At 72.8% G+C, this 15,981-nt stretch carries 16 protein-coding genes; 5 read left to right on the forward strand and 11 right to left on the reverse strand.

Going from position 1 to position 15,981, the window contains the following annotated elements; genetic code table 11:
- Positions 1–2: 2 nt before the first annotated feature.
- Together ACFYXC_RS25800 and ACFYXC_RS25805 are read right to left on the reverse strand one after the other, a co-directional pair.
- Entirely contained in the window at positions 3–779 is a 777-nt protein-coding gene (locus ACFYXC_RS25800; protein ID WP_389554215.1) for an SDR family oxidoreductase, read from the reverse strand.
- Between the two features lie 14 nt (positions 780–793).
- Positions 794–1,990, reverse strand: a complete 1,197-nt coding sequence (locus ACFYXC_RS25805) for a phytanoyl-CoA dioxygenase family protein (protein WP_389554264.1) — start codon at positions 1,988–1,990, stop codon at positions 794–796.
- Between the two features lie 139 nt (positions 1,991–2,129).
- Between ACFYXC_RS25805 and ACFYXC_RS25810 the strand changes: the two genes are divergently transcribed.
- Complete coding sequence (locus ACFYXC_RS25810) at positions 2,130–3,179, forward strand: LacI family DNA-binding transcriptional regulator (protein WP_389554216.1); 1,050 nt, start codon at positions 2,130–2,132, stop codon at positions 3,177–3,179.
- 41 nt (positions 3,180–3,220) lie between these two features.
- Here the strand turns inward: ACFYXC_RS25810 and ACFYXC_RS25815 are convergent, their stop codons facing one another.
- Complete coding sequence (locus tag ACFYXC_RS25815; protein ID WP_388920374.1) at positions 3,221–3,658, reverse strand: DUF4442 domain-containing protein; 438 nt, start codon at positions 3,656–3,658, stop codon at positions 3,221–3,223.
- A gap of 199 nt (positions 3,659–3,857) precedes the next feature.
- Here ACFYXC_RS25815 and ACFYXC_RS25820 point away from each other — a divergent pair, with 199 nt between their 5' ends.
- Both ACFYXC_RS25820 and ACFYXC_RS25825 read left to right on the forward strand, forming a co-directional pair.
- Positions 3,858–4,880 (forward strand): hypothetical protein, encoded by a 1,023-nt coding sequence (locus ACFYXC_RS25820; RefSeq protein WP_388920197.1) that lies wholly within the window; start codon positions 3,858–3,860, stop codon positions 4,878–4,880.
- A gap of 69 nt (positions 4,881–4,949) precedes the next feature.
- A complete protein-coding gene (locus ACFYXC_RS25825; protein WP_389554217.1) occupies positions 4,950–6,251 on the forward strand; it encodes an MFS transporter in 1,302 nt (433 codons plus the stop codon).
- A 40-nt stretch (positions 6,252–6,291) separates the two neighbouring features.
- On the opposite strand, the gene ACFYXC_RS25830 is transcribed toward ACFYXC_RS25825, so the two are convergent.
- The 4 genes from ACFYXC_RS25830 to ACFYXC_RS25845 all read right to left on the reverse strand — a co-directional run bounded on the left by ACFYXC_RS25830 (position 6,292) and on the right by ACFYXC_RS25845 (position 10,286).
- A complete protein-coding gene (locus tag ACFYXC_RS25830; protein WP_389554218.1) occupies positions 6,292–7,137 on the reverse strand; it encodes a spermidine synthase in 846 nt (281 codons plus the stop codon).
- Positions 7,138–7,162: 25 nt separating this feature from the next.
- Entirely contained in the window at positions 7,163–7,729 is a 567-nt protein-coding gene (locus tag ACFYXC_RS25835; protein WP_389554219.1) for a DinB family protein, read from the reverse strand.
- Positions 7,730–8,077: 348 nt separating this feature from the next.
- Entirely contained in the window at positions 8,078–9,247 is a 1,170-nt protein-coding gene (tuf, locus tag ACFYXC_RS25840; RefSeq protein WP_389554220.1) for an elongation factor Tu, read from the reverse strand.
- A gap of 304 nt (positions 9,248–9,551) precedes the next feature.
- Complete coding sequence (locus ACFYXC_RS25845) at positions 9,552–10,286, reverse strand: DNA alkylation repair protein (RefSeq protein WP_388920213.1); 735 nt, start codon at positions 10,284–10,286, stop codon at positions 9,552–9,554.
- Positions 10,287–10,335: 49 nt separating this feature from the next.
- Here ACFYXC_RS25845 and ACFYXC_RS25850 point away from each other — a divergent pair, with 49 nt between their 5' ends.
- The gene (locus ACFYXC_RS25850; protein ID WP_389554221.1) at positions 10,336–11,109 is read left to right on the forward strand and encodes a TVP38/TMEM64 family protein; all 774 of its coding nucleotides are present in this window, start codon (positions 10,336–10,338) and stop codon (positions 11,107–11,109) included.
- A 182-nt stretch (positions 11,110–11,291) separates the two neighbouring features.
- On the opposite strand, the gene ACFYXC_RS25855 is transcribed toward ACFYXC_RS25850, so the two are convergent.
- Positions 11,292–12,461 carry a thiolase family protein gene (locus ACFYXC_RS25855; RefSeq protein ID WP_389554222.1) on the reverse strand — a complete coding sequence of 390 codons (1,170 nt, stop codon included), beginning with the start codon at positions 12,459–12,461 and terminating at the stop codon, positions 11,292–11,294.
- A 111-nt stretch (positions 12,462–12,572) separates the two neighbouring features.
- Between ACFYXC_RS25855 and ACFYXC_RS25860 the strand changes: the two genes are divergently transcribed.
- On the forward strand, positions 12,573–13,061 hold the full coding sequence (locus ACFYXC_RS25860; protein ID WP_389554223.1) for a winged helix-turn-helix transcriptional regulator: 489 nt from the start codon (positions 12,573–12,575) through the stop codon (positions 13,059–13,061).
- A gap of 24 nt (positions 13,062–13,085) precedes the next feature.
- Here the strand turns inward: ACFYXC_RS25860 and ACFYXC_RS25865 are convergent, their stop codons facing one another.
- The 3 genes from ACFYXC_RS25865 to ACFYXC_RS25875 are packed head-to-tail and all read right to left on the reverse strand — an operon-like array spanning position 13,086 to position 15,963.
- Positions 13,086–13,823 carry a cupin gene (locus ACFYXC_RS25865; protein ID WP_389554224.1) on the reverse strand — a complete coding sequence of 246 codons (738 nt, stop codon included), beginning with the start codon at positions 13,821–13,823 and terminating at the stop codon, positions 13,086–13,088.
- Complete coding sequence (locus ACFYXC_RS25870; RefSeq protein ID WP_389554225.1) at positions 13,820–14,764, reverse strand: PmoA family protein; 945 nt, start codon at positions 14,762–14,764, stop codon at positions 13,820–13,822. Before ACFYXC_RS25870 ends, ACFYXC_RS25865 begins: the two co-directional genes overlap by 4 nt.
- Complete coding sequence (locus tag ACFYXC_RS25875) at positions 14,761–15,963, reverse strand: Gfo/Idh/MocA family protein (RefSeq protein ID WP_389554226.1); 1,203 nt, start codon at positions 15,961–15,963, stop codon at positions 14,761–14,763. The genes ACFYXC_RS25870 and ACFYXC_RS25875 overlap by 4 nt, the downstream gene beginning before the upstream one ends.
- Between the last annotated feature and the right edge of the window lie 18 nt (positions 15,964–15,981).

Genomic DNA, 15,981 nt, shown 5'->3' on the forward strand with positions numbered 1-15,981 from the left:
GATCAGTCGAGTCCGCCGAGGACGTTCTGGTCCCAGTCGATGACCGAGCCGGTGACGACACCGCTGCGGTCGGAGAGCAGCAGCACGACGAAGTCGGCGATCTCGTCGGGCTGCCCGAGCTTGCCCATCGGAAGCCGCCCGGCGGCCTGTTCGCGCCAGTCGTCCCCCGCGTCGTGGAAGGTCCGCTGGGTGGCGTCCTCGCCCTCGGTCGCCGTCCAGCCGATGTTCAGGCCGTTGATCCGGATCCGGTCCCAGCGGTGGGCGTGGGCGGCGTTGCGGGTCAGGCCGGCGAGTCCGGCCTTGGCGGCGACGTACGGCGCGAGGAAGGGCTGTCCGCCGTGCGCGGAGCTGGTGATGACGTTGACGATCGTGCCGGGTGCCTTCCGGGCCACCATGTCGGCCACGGCGGCCTGCATGGCGAAGAACGGGCCCTTGAGGTTGATCGCGATGTGCTCGTCGAACAGTTCCGGGGTCGTGTCGAGGAGCGTGCCGCGCGAGGTGAGCCCGGCGGAGTTGACCAGGCAGTCGACGCGGCCGAAGGCGGCGGTCACCTCGGCCACGCTGCTGAGTGCCTGCCGGGCGTCGGCGAGGTCGGCCCGTACGTACAGGGCCTTGGCGCCGGTGCCGGTCAGCTCGGTGACCAGTGCCTCGCCGGGCCCGGGACGCCGGCCCGTGACGGCGACGGTCGCGCCCTCGCGGGCGGCGGCCCGGGCGACGGCCGCGCCGACGCCCTGGCTTCCGCCGTTGACCAGGACGACCTTGTCCTCGAGAAGTCCCATGCTCGGTGTTCCCCTCAGCTCTCGCGGCGCCCCGCGGCGGCCCGCAGTGCGTCACGCAGGTGGTCCGGATCCCAGCCCTCGGTCAGGGCGCGGCGGACGAGGTCCGCCTGGGACGGCGGCGCCAGCCCGTCGACGGGCGGGTCGGAGTCCAGGTTGGTCGGGAAGGGGTAGCCCTCCGCGCCGGCCGCGACGACCGTGTCCAGCCACTCCTGGCTCGCGCCCTGCGCCGCGCGCCGGAGCAGCACCGGGTAGACGGCGTTCGAGACGGCCTCGCGGTCCACGGTCTCCATGGCCCGGCCGAAGGCGGAGGAGACCTGCAGCAGGTTGGCCATGCGGCGGATGTCCGCCGACCTGTTGTGTCCGGCGGCGTGGAAGAGGGCGGGGTCGAAGAACGCGGCGTCTCCGGCGGCGAGCGGCAGTTGCACGTGGTGCGCCTCGAAGTACGCCTGGAACTCGGGCAGCCGCCAGGCGAGGTAGCCGGGCTCGTACTTCTGCGAGTGCGGGAGGTACATGGTCGGGCCGGACTCGACGGGCATGTCGCAGTGGGCGACCGCGCCCTGGAGCGTCAGCACCGGAGAGAGGCGGTGGACGTGCGCGGGGTACGCGGCGGCGGCCTCGTTGCTCAGGAAGCCCAGGTGGTAGTCGCGGTGCACGGTCTGCGCGGCGCCGCCCGGGTTCACGACGTTGATCTGCGAGGTGACCTGGTAGCCGGGGCCGAGCCAGGCGTGCGCGACCAGGGCGAGGATGTCGTTGGCGTAGTAGTCCGCGAACGCCTCGGGGTCCCGCAGGGCCGACTTCTCCAGCGCGTTCCAGACCCGGTCGTTGGCGCCCGGCGTGGCGAAGTGGTCGCCCGCGGTGGCGCCGGAGGCGCGCTGCTCGGCGATCAGGGCGTCGAAGGTCCCGCTCGCCCGGTCGAGGATCCCCCGGTCGGGGAAGGCGCCCTTGAACACCACGATGCCGGGGCCTTCGGCGAGCGCCCGGACCAGTTCCGCCTGGACGTCCCGGCGGCCCTGGGGCGTACGGATCTCGGCGCGCAGGCGCTCGCTGTCGTACAGCAGGACGTTCCGCTCGACCGCGGCGGCGTACGGGTGATCCGCCACGTCGGTCTCCCGCTCGACCAGCTCGCGGAAGGCGTCGAGATCGCAGTCGTCGGCGGACAGCCAGGTGCGGGGTCCCGCCGGGGTGCGGGGTCCTGTAAGGGTGCGGGACATCGTCGTCCTCTCGGGGTCGTCCTCGGCGGTCGCCGCGTACCGTCCGGGACCGTGGCGACGCGTTGATGTCATTCTTGTGACGCCGCACCCCTCAGGCAATCGTCAGCGAGCCGTCAAAAACCCCTCAAGGAGCCGGCGCATGGGCCACCCGTACGCGATCAGGGAGATAGCCCGTCAGGCGGGCCTCAGCGAGGCGACCGTGGACCGGGTCCTGAACGGGCGGGGTGGCGTCAGGGAGAGCACGGCCCGGTCGGTGCACCAGGCCGTCGCCGACCTCGACCGGCAGCGGACCCAGGTCCGGCTCACCGGCCGCACCTTCATGACGGACATCGTCATGCAGACGCCGGAGCGGTTCTCCACGGCGGTGCGCACGGCGCTGGAGGCCGAACTGCCGTCGCTGCACCCGGCGGTGCTGCGCTGCCGTTTCCACTTCCGGGAGACCGGCGCGCCGGACGGCCTGATCGCGACGCTGGACCGGATCGCCCGGCGCGGCTCCCAGGGCGTGATCCTCAAGGCTCCCGACGTGCCGGAGGTCACGGCGGCCGTCGGCAGGCTGGTGACCGCGGGCATCCCGGTGGTGACCCTGGTGACGGACCTGCCCGCCAGCGGGCGGCTCGCCTACGTCGGCATAGACAACCGGGCGGCGGGCGCCACCGCCGGATACCTGATGGGCCAGTGGCTGGGCGACGGCCCGGGTCACGTCCTCACCACCATCAGCCGCGGCTTCTTCCGCGGTGAGGAGGAGCGCGAGATGGGGTTCCGGGCCACGATGCGGACGCTGCGTCCGGCCCGGCGCCTGGTGGAGGTCACCGACAGCGACGGCCTGGACGCCACCCAGTACGACCTGGTGCTCGACGCGCTCCGGCAGGACCCGGACCTCAGGGCGGTCTACTCGATGGGCGGGGGCAACAACGCCACGCTGGACGCCTTCGACGCCGTCGGGCGGCCGTGCGACGTGTTCGTCGCCCACGACCTGGACCACGACAACGCCCGTCTGCTGCGCGCCGGGCGCCTGTCCGCCGTGCTCCACCACGATCTGCGCCAGGACATGCGCACCGCCTGCCGGGCGATCATGCGCGCCCACGACGCCCTGCCCGCGGACCCGGCCCCCTCGCTCCCGTCGGCGATCCAGGTCGTCACCCCGTACAACATGCCGCCGGAGACCGCCGCCGCCGACGTCCAGGGGTGACGCGTCGGAGGCGACGGCCGGGGGCGGTTCGGGCGGTGTCGTCAGCTGTTGGGGCGCAGTGTCCAGGTGACCGTCATCTCACCGGTCACGGCGCCGTCCTCGCGCCGGATGGCGACGGCGACCGGAAACTCCGGCCGCTGCCCCGCGTCGAGTTCGGCGACGACGTCGGCGATCGGGCGGCCCAGTGTGGCGGTGGCCGTGACGGGCCCCCGGGCCAGCTTCCTGAAGGCGATCTCGGCGGTCACCGCGAGCGGCACGGCCCGCGCCAGCTGATCCCCGAACGCGGCCAGCACGACCGCCCCGCTCGCCGACTCCCCCAGCGTGAACATCGCGCCGGCATGGGGTCCGCCCACGTGGTTGTGGTACTCGCTCTGATCGGGCAGCGCGAGCACGGCCCTCTCGGGAGTGGTCTCGAGATACTCCAGCTTCAGGGTCCGGACCATCGGCACCGTGGCGGCGAGCATCTCGCCGATCGACATCTGATCTGCGCTCATGGCCGAATGTTACCCACGAGTAGCGATTTCTGAACAGCAGGATCACACCTGCTCCGGATCACACGCGACGGCACTCCCGGTACCGGTACGTCTCCATTAGGACGTATCTGACTCCTGTTCCGGTACACGCCTGACGAGGGGCAGTGACCCCACCGTGTCCGACGCGGCACTAGGGTTACTGGCCATGTGGCCAGGAAACCAGCCGCCCGGGGGCGAGCAGAACCCGCAGGACCCGAACCAGAACCCGTACCAGCAGCCGGGGTACCAGCAGCCGAATCCGTACCAGCAGCCCGGATGGCAGCAGCCGGGACCGCAGGCGCACACCCAGCCGATGCAGCCCGGCTGGAGCGCGCCCGGCGCGCCGCAGCCCCCGTCGGGCGGCGGTGGCGGGAACAGGACGAAGCTCGTCGCGATCGTGGCGGCCACAGCCGTGGTCGTCGCGGCCGGTGTCACGGGCCTGCTGGTCCTGGGCGGCGACAAGGACGACGAGGCGGGCGGCGACAAGGACGGCAAGGCGAAGCGGTCGCCGTCGGCGAGCGCGCCCGCGGACCCGAGCGCGTCCGCGTCCACCGGTGAGGACAACCCGCGTGGTACGGACACCGAGAAGCCGACCGTCGCGGGCTGGAAGGTCGTGATCAATCCCCGCTTCGGCACCATGTTCGACGTGCCCGCCGAGTGGGAGATCGAGAGCACCGACACGAGCGTCGGGTTCGAGTGGGAGGAGAAGGGCAAGACCGACCGCACCACGGTCACCGCCCCCGCCTACCTCAAGTCCAAGTGGTGCACGAGCGACAGCGACAAGGACGGCCGCGAGGAGGACACGGCGCTTGCCACCGCCGGGACGCGCGGCGAGAACGGCGCCAAGGACGCGGCCGAGGCGGCCGAGACCCGCGTGCCGTGGTGGATCTTCGGCGGCTACACGCAGCCCGACAAGAAGAGCGTGAAGTTCGACAAGGCGAAGCCGTACACGACGAAGTCGGGCCTGTCGGGCAGCGTCGCGAAGGCGTACTCCAGCAACACGCCGCAGAACGAGAAGTGCGACAGCGAGGGCAAGGCCATCACCTTCGCGTTCAAGAACGGCGCGGGCGACTTCGTCACCTGGAACCTGTACGGCGCCAAGGGCGTCGGGGACGAGATCCCCGAGGCGACGGTCCAGAAGATCCTGAGCACCGTACGCCTCACCGAGGACGCGCCGACGGACGGCTAGGGCGTCTCGTCGCGGAAGAGGCCGAGAACCGGTTTGGCAAGTCGGCCCGCCGGCGGGGATAGTCGCCAGGTGAAGCCCGTCGCCGACTCCGCCGCCCGACTGCGCCGCCCCGCCTGGGCGGGCCGCAACTACACCCTGCTGACCGCCGCCGCGGTCGTGACGAACCTGGGCAGCCAGGGTGCGTTGATCGCGGCGGCGTTCGCCGTCCTGGACGAGGGCGGCGACGGCGGCGACGTGGGACTGGTGGCGGCGGCCCGCACCCTGCCCCTCGTGCTCTTCCTGCTGATCGGCGGCGCGGTCGCGGACCGCCTGCCGCGGCACCGCGTGATGGTCGCGGCCAACGCGCTCAACTGCGTCTCCCAGGCGGCCTTCGCGGCACTCGTGATCGCCGGTGAGCCGCAGCTCTGGCAGATGATGCTGCTGACCGCGCTCGGCGGCACCGGGCAGGCGTTCTTCAACCCCGCCGCCGAGGGCATGCTGCTCTCCTCCGTCACCGGCAAGCAGGCCGGCCGGGCCTTCGCGGTGTTCCGCCTCGCCATGCACGGCGCGGGGCTCGGCGGCGCCGCGCTCGGCGGTGCCATGGTCGCGGTGGTCGGCCCCGGCTGGGTGCTGGCGGTGGACGCGGTGGCCTTCGCGGTCGCGGGCGGTCTGCGCGCCTTCCTCGACGTCGGGCACATACCGCCCCGGGTCCCGGGCACCGGCCTGCTCACCGACCTGCGCGACGGCTGGCGGGAGGTCGTCGGGCGGCCCTGGCTGTGGGCGATCGTCGCCCAGTTCTCGGTCGTGGTCGCCGTCGTCGGCGCGGCCGAGGCGGTGTACGGCCCACTGGTGGCCCGGGACAGCCTCGGCGGCGCCGGCCCGTGGGGCCTGGCCCTCGCCGCGTTCGGCGGGGGCACCGTCGGGGGCGCGCTGCTGATGATGCGCTGGAAACCCCGGCGGCTGCTTCTCGCCGGAACGCTCTGCGTGTTCCCGCTCGCCCTGCCGTCCGCCGCGCTCGCGGTCCCGCTGCCCGTCGGCGCCCTGTGCGCGGTGATGTTCGTGACCGGCGTCTCCATCGAGGTGTTCGGCGTCTCGTGGATGACCGCGCTGCACCAGGAGATACCGGAGGACAAGCTCTCCCGTGTCTCGGCGTACGACTGGTTCGGGTCGATCGCCATGGTCCCGCTCGCCACCGCCCTGGCGGGCCCCGCCGAGTCGGTCTTCGGACGTACGGCGTCCCTGTGGGGCTGCGCGGTCCTGGTGATCGTGGTGACGGCCGCGGTGCTGTTCGTGCCCGACGTACGCAATCTGACGCGCCGCACGAAGGAAGTGGCGCAGGGGCTGCCGACGAAGACCGACCCGACCCCCTCCGAGAGCCGCCCGGCCCTCTGACCGCCCCTACCCTGCCCACGCCCCGGCCCGGCTCCGGAGCTCAGCCGATGCTGAACGCCCCGTCCGGCGGCTCCGGCGACGGCACCGCGTCCTCGTCGCGTACGGGTTCCGCGTCGCCCATGAAGATCCGCAGCGTGTCCCCGTACTCGACCCGTGCCGGAAAGGCGTCGGAAGCCGTGCGGCGCATGAGCGTGGCGGTGTCGAGCGGCCGGTGCGAGGCGACGAGCACCGCGTTGCCGAAGCGGCGGCCGCGCAGCACGCCCGGTTCGGCGATCAGCGCCAGCTCCTCGAACACGGTGGCGAACGTGGCGAGTTGCGAGCGCAGGAAGGCGAAGGGCGCGGCGTCGGCGAGGTTGGCCAGGTACACGCCGTCGCGCCGCAGCACCCGCGCGGCCTGACGCGCGTACGCCGCCGAGGTCAGGTGCGCCGGCACCCGCGAGCCGCCGAAGACGTCGGCGATCAGGACGTCGGCGGAGGCGTCGGGAGCGGTTTCGAGCCAGGCGCGGGCGTCCGCGCCGTGCAGCGCGATGCCCGCGTCCGCGGGGACGGGCAGGTGTTCGACGACGAGGTCCAGGAGTCCGCTGTCGGCCTCCACCACGTCCTGCCGGCACCCGGGCCTGGTCGCGGCGAGGTACCGCGGCATCGTGAGCGCCCCGCCGCCGAGGTGCAGCGCGTCCAGCGGGCGCCCCGGCACGGCGACGGAGTCGAGGACGTGGCCGAGCCGCCGCGCGTACTCGAACTCCAGGTGTGTCGGCTCATCCAGGTCGACGTACGACTGCGGCGCGCCGTCGACCGTCAGCAGCCAGGCCCGGTCCCGGTCGACGTCCGGCATCAGCTTGGCGGTCCCGTGATCCACGGTCCTGGTCACGGGTATCGGCTCGTCCACGGGTCCATTGTGCCCGCGTCACGGGTCACACGCCGATGGCTCCGTCGATGCGCTCGCGCAGGAGGTCGGCGTGGCCGTTGTGGCGGGCGTACTCCTCGATCATGTGGAGGAGGACCCAGCGCAGCGAGACCGGCCCGCGCCAGGAGTCCTCGCCGACCAGGTCGAGGCCGGACGCCTCGGCGGCGAAGCGGTCCGAGAACTCCACCTCGGCACGCCATGCCCGCCAGGCGCCGGCGATCACCGCGGGGTCCGCGACCGCGCCGTCGAAGTCGTCGTCGGGGCGCTCCGCCGAGGAGAACAGCGCGGGGGCGTCCTGTCCGGCCAGCGCCCGTCGGAACCAGCGGCGTTCCATGTCGGTGAGGTGGCGTACGAGTCCGAGCAGCGAGAGGGTCGAGGGCGCCACGGACCGCAGGGCCAACTCGCCCGTCAGTCCCGCGCACTTCATCTCCAGCGTCGCCCGCTGGGCGCCCAGGACGTCACCGAGCATGCGGCGCTCGCCGACGGTGGCGGACGTACGGAAGCGGCCGTCCTGTCCGGCCTCCCCGGTCGCGGCGAAGATCTCGGCTCTACGGCGTGCCTGCTGACTCGTCATGGCCCCCATCCTCGCCCGCACCACCCCGAAACGCACTCACGTTCCTACCGCCCCGGGCCGAGTCGGGCCGAGTCGGACCGGACCGGACCGAGCCTGGACCGGACCGAGCCCGGGCGGGCCGGGCCCGGGCGGGCTGACACGCCGCGCGGGCGCCCGCCTCCCGCACACAACGAAAGACGGGCACCGGTTCGACAACAGGGCCCCGGCACAAACCGGTTCGGCGTAAGCCGGTCCCGGCACGAGCCAGTCCCGGCCGTGCGCCAGTCCCGGCCGTGAGCCGGTTGCCGAACGCCGGTTCGGCGCCGGTCAGCGTTGCCGGTTCAGCCGACGGCAGTCAGCGGTGCCGGTTCAGCCGACGGCAGTCACCGTGCCCGCGCCGACCGTCCGGCCGCCCTCGCGGATCGCGAACCCGAGCCCCGGCTCCAGCGGTACGTCACGCCCGAGCTCGACCGTCATGGTGACGGTGTCGCCGGGCCGCGCGACCACGCCCTCGCCGAGGTCGACGTCGCCGACCACGTCCGCGGTGCGGATGTAGAACTGCGGCCGGTAGCCGGTGGACACCGGCGTCGTCCGCCCGCCCTCCCGCGCCGACAGGACGTAGACCTGCGCGGAGAAACGACGGCCGGGGACGACGCTGCCGGGCGCCGCGACGATGTGACCGCGGCGCACGGCGTCGCGCGGGACACCGCGCAGCAGCAGCGCCACGTTGTCACCGGCCTGCGCCTCGTCCATGGGCTTGCCGAACGTCTCCAGACCGGTGACCACCGTGTCCACGGCGGCCCCCAGCACTTCGACCCGGTCGCCCACCCTGATCGTGCCGCGCTCGACCGCCCCCGTGACGACCGTGCCGCGGCCGGTGATCGTGAGCACGTTCTCCACCGGCAGCAGGAACGGCGCGTCCACGTACCGCTCGGGCATGGGTACGTACGTGTCCACGGCGTCCAGCAGCGCGCCGATCGCCTCGGTCCACCGCGGGTCGCCCTCCAGCGCCCGGAGCCCGGAGACCCGGACGACCGGTACGGAGTCGCCCCCGTAACCGTGCGCGGTCAGCAGCTCGCGGACCTCGAGCTCCACGAGGTCGGTGAGCTCCTCGTCCCCCGCGTCGGCCTTGTTCAGGGCGACGACGATGTGGTCGACGCCCACCTGCCGGGCGAGCAGCACGTGTTCGGCGGTCTGGGGCATGATCCCGTCGAGCGCGGAGACCACCAGGATCGCCCCGTCGAGCTGGGCCGCGCCCGTGACCATGTTCTTGACGTAGTCGGCGTGGCCGGGCATGTCCACGTGCGCGTAGTGCCGGGTGTCGGTCTCGTACTCGACGTGCGCGATGTTGATGGTGATGCCGCGCGCGGCCTCCTCCGGCGCCCGGTCGATGCGGTCGAAAGGGACGAAGGTGCCGGAGCCGCGCTCGGCGAGGACCTTGGTGATGGCGGCGGTCAGGGTGGTCTTGCCGTGGTCGACATGACCCATCGTGCCGATGTTGAGGTGCGGTTTGGTGCGCACGTAAGCCGTCTTGGGCATGGCTGTACCTCGAAGCCTCTTGGGTTTCAGCGGAGCTGAGTGATGGCCCCGGCGTCAGATCGGCCGGAACGGGGACCCCGAGGACCTGCCGACCCTCCCCCTGCGGGGTCCGCCGGACGATCCGGGAAGGGTCAGCTTCGGGCGCCTTCTGTGGCGGCCACGGTGTTCAGGACGGCAGCCTCCGGGGCGTCCGCGACTGCGGGCGCTGCGAAAGGGAAGGCGTACCGGAACATGAGGCGATCATCGCTGACGGGGCCGGCCGAGTCGAATGGTTTTCGCTGGTCCTCGGCCGCCGCGCACCGCGTCAGGCGCCGATGTTCCTGAGTGCCTCGCGCACGGAGAGCGGTGAGAGCCGGTCGCGCTCGCGGGCGACGAAGTCCCGTACGGCGTCCGGATCCGTCCTGGCGTACTCGCGCAGACACCAGCCGATCGCCTTGCGCAGGAAGAAGTCGGGATGCCCGGACCGGCGGACGCAGTAGGCGAAGAGACGTTCGGTGTCGGTGGCCTCCTTGTACCGGAGCTGGTGGAGGAGGGCGGTGCGGGCGACCCACAGGTCGTCGTCCTCGATCCACCTGTCCATCTCGGTCCGCAGTTCTGGATCGGCGGCCACGAGCCCTCCGACCACGTGGGCGGCGAGCAGGTCGACGGTGTCCCACCAGGAGGCCGTGGAGACGAGATGACGTGCCACGGGCAGGAAACCGGACGAGAGACGCCTCACATGCCGGCGGAGATAGTCGACGGCGAAGTACTGGTACTCGCGCTCCGGCAACCGCCAGCAGCGCAACGCCACGGCCGTGCAGTCGGCTTCGTCCGGCCGGGGTGTCCCCAGCAGGACCGTGCGGGAGAGCGCGCGGCGATCAGGCGTGGTCAGGCCCAGGAAAGGGGCGATGTCCTTCATGTACGCGCGCATCGGCGCGGCCCGTTCCGGATCGGCCGCGGCGGCGTAGGTGGCGGTCAGCCGCGCCAGCACGGTGTCCGCGAGAACGCTGTGCGGCGGTTCCGAACGGCCGTCTGACGTTCCGGAAGCTGTGACGCCCATGAGACGAACCATACGGCGATCACACACATGGGTCGGTTAGTGTCGCCGGATGCTCGATGCCACCACCCGCTCTGGGGGCACCGCCACGGTCACTCCCCCACTCCCCACGACAGAACTCGTCCCCGCCGAGTTCGCCGCCGCGCCGACGGGCCTGGCCGCCCGTTGCACGAGAGCACTGCTCTCGCCATGGTCCCGGCTCGCCCTGCTGGTGGCGCTGCTGCTGTCCGCCGCTTCCACGGTGCTGCTGTTCGAGCCACAGAAGCTGCTGGCCGACGGCTGGCCGCCCCAGCTGAACGGTGCCGCGGCGGCCGTGATCTTCGCGGTGGCGTACGGATTGTGCACGGTCGCCTTCGTGCCCCGGCCGATCCTGAACCTCGCGGCGGGCGCCCTCTTCGGCTCGCAACTGGGGCTCGGGGCCGCGCTCGCCGGTACGGTCCTCGGCGCCGGGATCGCCTTCGGGCTCGGCCGGATGCTCGGTCAGGACGCGCTGCGGCCGCTGCTGCGCGGCCGCTGGCTGCTGGCCGCCGACGGGCAGCTCAGCCGGCACGGCTTCCGCTCGATGCTGGCCGCACGGCTCTTCCCCGGGGTGCCGTTCTGGGCCGCGAACTACTGCGCGTCCGTGTCCCGCATGGGCTGGTTCCCGTTCCTCCTCGCCACCGGTCTGGGCTCGATCCCCAACACCGCGGCGTACGCGGTCGCCGGCGCCCGTGCCTCGACCCCGACCTCCCCCGCCTTCCTGATCGCCATGGCCTTCATCGCCCTCCCGGCACTGGCGGGCGCGATGGTCGCCTGGCGCAAGCGCCACCACTTCCGGGCTCCTTAGGCGGCCCCGCCCACTCGGGCGACGTGGTCGGCTGCGGCCCCGGTGGGGGCCGCTCGCGCAGTTCCCCGCGCCCCTGAAAGACGAAAGCCTGGGGCGCAGCCCCGGCTTCAGGGGCGCGGGGAACTGCGCGCTCGGCCACAGACGGCCCGCACCCGACACCTCACCGAGACCCGCCCCAACAACTACACCCCCTCCAGGACCATCGCGTTGGCCAACCCACCCGCCTCGCACATCGTCTGGAGGGCATACCGGGCCCCACGGGCCCGCATCGCGTGGACGAGCGTGGTCGTCAGTCGCGTCCCGCTCGCACCGAGCGGGTGGCCGAGCGCGATCGCCCCGCCGTGGACGTTGACCTTGGAGAGGTCGGCCCCCGTCTCCTGCTGCCAGGCGAGGACAACGCTGGAGAACGCCTCGTTGACCTCGAAGAGGTCGATGTCGTCCAGGGTGAGCGAGGCCCTGCGCAGGACCTTCTCCGTGGCGGGGACGACCCCGGTCAGCATCAGCAGCGGATCGGACCCGGTGACGGCGAAGCTGTGCAGCCGGGCCAGTGGCCGCAGGCCGAGCCGGGCCGCGGTCTCGCCGGACGTGATGAGCACGGCCGAGGCGCCGTCGTTGACGGGGCTGGCGTTGCCCGCGGTGACGTTCCAGTCGATCTGTGGGAAGCGCTCCCCGAAGTCCGGGTCGTGGTAGGCGGGCTTCAGCCCTGCCAGGACCTCCACGGTGCTGCCGGGCCGCACGCACTCGTCGCGTGTCACCCCCTCCAGCGGCGCGACCTCGTCGGCGAACAGCCCGCTCTCCCACGCGGCCGCGGCCCGGTGGTGCGACTCCACCGCGAAGGCGTCCATCTGCTCCCGGGAGATCGACCACTTGGCCGCGATCAGCTCGGCGCTGATGCCCTGCGGAATGAGCCCCTCGGGGTACCGCTCGGCCACCCCGGGCCCGAAGGGGTCCTTGCCCGCCGACACGTTCGACCACATGGGCACGCGGCTCATCGACTCCACCCCGCAGGCCACGACCAGGTCGTACGCCCCCGAGATGACGCCCTGCGCCGCGAAGTGCACGGCCTGCTGGGAGGAGCCGCACTGGCGGTCCACCGTCGTCGCGGGCACCGACTCGGGGAAGCCCGCCGACAGGACCGCGTACCGCGTGGTGTTCATGGCCTGCTCGCCGACCTGGTCGACCGTGCCGCCGATCACGTCGTCGATGAGCGCGGGGTCGACCCCGGACCGCTCGACGAGCGTACGGAGGGTGTGGGCGAGGAGTTCCACGGGATGGACATGGGCGAGCGAACCGTTCGGCTTTCCCTTGCCGATCGGGGTGCGTACGGCTTCGACGATGACGGCGTCGCGCATGGTCTGGCCCCCTCGGAGTCAGTGGAGTGGGTTTGTTTTTCCAACTCACCAAGTGACTCCACAGTAACCGAGTAAGTTGGAGGAACCAACCCACCCCGTAGACTGGTGCGCATGAAGGACGCCCGCCCCTGTTCGATCGCCCGCACGCTCGCTGTCGTCGGCGAGAAGTACTCCCCGCTCGTGCTGCGCGAGGTGTCCCTGGGCGCCACGCGGTTCGACCAGCTGGTCCGCAACATCGGTGCTCCGCGTGACGTGCTCACGACCCGGCTGAAGCGGCTCGTCGACGCCGGCCTGCTGGCGAAGGTCGCGTACAGCGAGAAGCCGCCGCGCTACGAGTACCGGCCCACGCGGGCCGGCCTCGACCTGGAGCCGGTACTGCTCACGCTCATGGCGTGGGGCGACCGCCATCTCTCCGACGGCGACCGCCCCATGGTGCTCGAACACGTCGGCGGCCCCGGCCCCGGCGCCGGCCACGAACTGGTCCCGGTCGTCACCTGCGCGGAGTGCGGCGAGGAGGTCCGCCACGACGACCTGACGGCCCACCCGCAGGCCCCGGGGTGGACGCTCACGGGGCCCGCGGCGGTATCCGCACAGGGGTGACGGCCCCAGGGCGCTTCTGCTGGATCAGCCCGGGTACACGTCGAGCCGCCCGCACATCCCGAACTTCCCGCGCGACGACGGCTGTTCGGCCCGTACCACGGCCTCCGCGAGGTGGGAGACGTCCCCCCGCTCCAGCCGTTCGAGCTGCGCGCCCGTCGTCGCGGCCGCCGCCTCGGCACCGCGGCGCCACCGCTCGCGCCACTCGGCGAGCCGGGGCCGCACGAGGTCCGCGGCGGCCCGGTGGAACGCGGCGAGGGGCTCGGGCCCGTCCGCCGCGCGCAGCGCCCGGTACCCCTCCAGGGCGAGGTCGCGCCGGGCGCGGGCGATCCGCTCCTTCTCCTCCTCGGGCGCGTCCGCCGGGATGACGGTCGCGGCCGCGTAGGTCCGCGGATCGGTCAGGTACTCGGGCGGCAGCGTGAGCACCGCGTCCCCCGCCTCCGGGAGCCCGCTGTTCTGCATGAGGACGGTGATGCGCAGGCCGTCCTCGTTGACGAGCCGGTGGACGGTGCCGGGCGTGAACCAGGCCACCGTGCCCGGCGCGAGTGGCGTGACCTCGTACCCGGAAGCCGTCAGGGTCTGCACCGCGCCGCGTCCGCCGGTGACGACGTACGCCTCCGAGCAGGTCAGATGCAGATGGGGAGTGCCGCCGCACACGCCGTCGCCGGCCGGCCAGTCGTAGACCGAGAGGTGCGACACGGCCACCCCGCCGGGAAGGCCGGTGAAGCCCGGCCGTGGGCCGGTGGAGCGTTCGTCGGCGCTCACCACGGGTGCTCCGCCAGGTACTTGGTGATCTCCTCGCGCTCCCAGGCACCGTCGGCGACGACGACGCGGTAACGGCGGGCGAGTGTGTCGCCGGGCGCGAGTTCCAGTTCGTCGAAGAAGGCGAAGGAGGGCGCGACGGCCGCGAAGGGCTCGTTGCGGACGAACCAGTGCGCGGGGTGGGCGCCGCCCTCGCCCGTGTGGTCGTTGCCGGGCGCGTGCGCGAAGACGAGCGTCGCGTACCCGTCGCTGACGTCGTGCTCCGCGGAGTACGCGAGCCACGCTCCCTGCTGCCCCATCAGGCCGGGACCCTCCGCGTCCGGGCCGATGATCCGCCCGCCCCGGAAGCCGCGGGGGCCGCGCCAGAACAGGCCCGTGTAGCCGGCCATCTCCCGCCCGGCCGTCGTCGGACTGCCGAACCGCAGGGGCTCGTCCCGGCGGTTGGTGACGGAGGTCGTCCAGGTCAGCGCCCACGAGCCGGACACCGGGTCCACGTCGTGCACCTCGACGCGGCGCTCCTCCTCCGCCCAGAACGCGCCGTCGTACGGATGCCAGGTGAGCCGCTCGGCGATGACCGCACCGCCCGGGCCGGCCCCGCCCGCCCCGACCTGGTCGAACGTGACGTGCCGCATCGACCCGACACGCTCGGGGAGTTCGAGATACCCCTTCCCGTGGACGTATGTGTTGCCACCCCACAGGTTCGCCCCCGACAGATGCGAGGCGGTCATCTGCAAACCCTTGTGCCAGCGGTGGTCGTTGGGCCGGTAGTCCGTGACAACGTTGCCCGCGAGCGTCCTGAGCGGGTGCAGATACGGCTTCGGGGCCTCCCAGGCCGCCTCCGGACCGTACACATAGCGGAACAGGTCCACGCCGGTGGTGGGTTCGGTGACCGTGACGCGGTCGCCGTGGGCGTGGACGATGCGCAGGCCGCCTCGTGCCGTCATGCCGATGCCTCCTCGTGCGTCGCGGGTGCCCAGCCGGGCGCCCCGCCGTGCAGGACCGTGTAGTAGGGGTCGCCGGGGCCGATCTCGCCGGCGCGGACGGTCGTGTCCGTGAACGCCGACTTGTAGAGCGCGGTGATCAGTTCGAGGCTGGTGCGCCCGTCGGCGCCGCTGCTGCGCGGCCGCTCGCCCGCCCGCATGCTCGCGACGAGTTCGCGCAGCTGGGCCAGGTGCGAACTGGGCACGTCGGCGCCGAAGTCCCGCCAGGCCGCCACGTCCTCGGCCGGTACGCCCGGCGCCGGGGTGATCCGCCAGTTGTCGTTGCCGTGCCCGTAGAGGTGGGTCAGTTCGACCGTGGCGCGCTCGCAGTCGATGCGTATGCGGCTGACCTCGTCCGGGCTCAGGACGCTGTTCACCACGGTCGCGAGGGCACCGCTCCCGAAGCGCACCAGGGCGGTGGAGACGTCCTCCGTCTGCACGTCGTGCACCAGGCGTCCGGCCATGGCCCGCACCTCGCTCCACGGTCCGAGCAGGTCGAGCAGGAGGTCCATCTGGTGGATGCCGTGTCCCATGGCGGGCCCGCCGCCCTCGGTCTCCCACCGGCCGCGCCAGGGCACGGCGTAGTAGGCGGCGTCGCGGTACCAGGTGGTCTGGCAGTGCGCCACGAGGGGCCGTCCCATCGCCCGGCCGGCGATGAGGCGGCGTACGTGCCGCGCGCCCGAACCGAAACGGTGCTGGAAGACGATGGAGGCGTAGGGGCCGCCGTCGGCCCCCTCCAGGGCCTCGACGGCGTCGAAGTCGGCGAGGGACGGCACGGGCGGTTTCTCGCACCACACCCATGCGCCGGCGCGCAGCGCGGCGGCCGTCTGCTCGCGGTGCAGGGTCGGCGGGGTGCAGACGCAGACCAGGTCCGGGCGCTGTTCCGCCAGCATCCGGCCGAGGTCGGTGTACCCGTGCGGGACGCCGCCGCCCGCGCAGAACCGCTGCACCGCCCCGGCGTCGATGTCGACCGCGGCGACGATCTCCACCTCGCCCTCGGCGGCGAGGGCGGCCAGCGCGGGCAGATGACTGCCGGAGGCGATGGCTCCGGTGCCGATGACGGCGGCCCTGACACGGCGGCCGTCGAGCGGGACCGCGGCCGGCCCCGCGTCCTCGTGCTCGGTGGTCCTGCCGGGGGTGGTGGCGTCGCGGGAGATACGCATGGACGGGATCAGCACTCC

Source organism: Streptomyces sp. NPDC002701, from assembly GCF_042889045.1.
Taxonomy (GTDB): Bacteria; Actinomycetota; Actinomycetes; order Streptomycetales; family Streptomycetaceae; genus Streptomyces.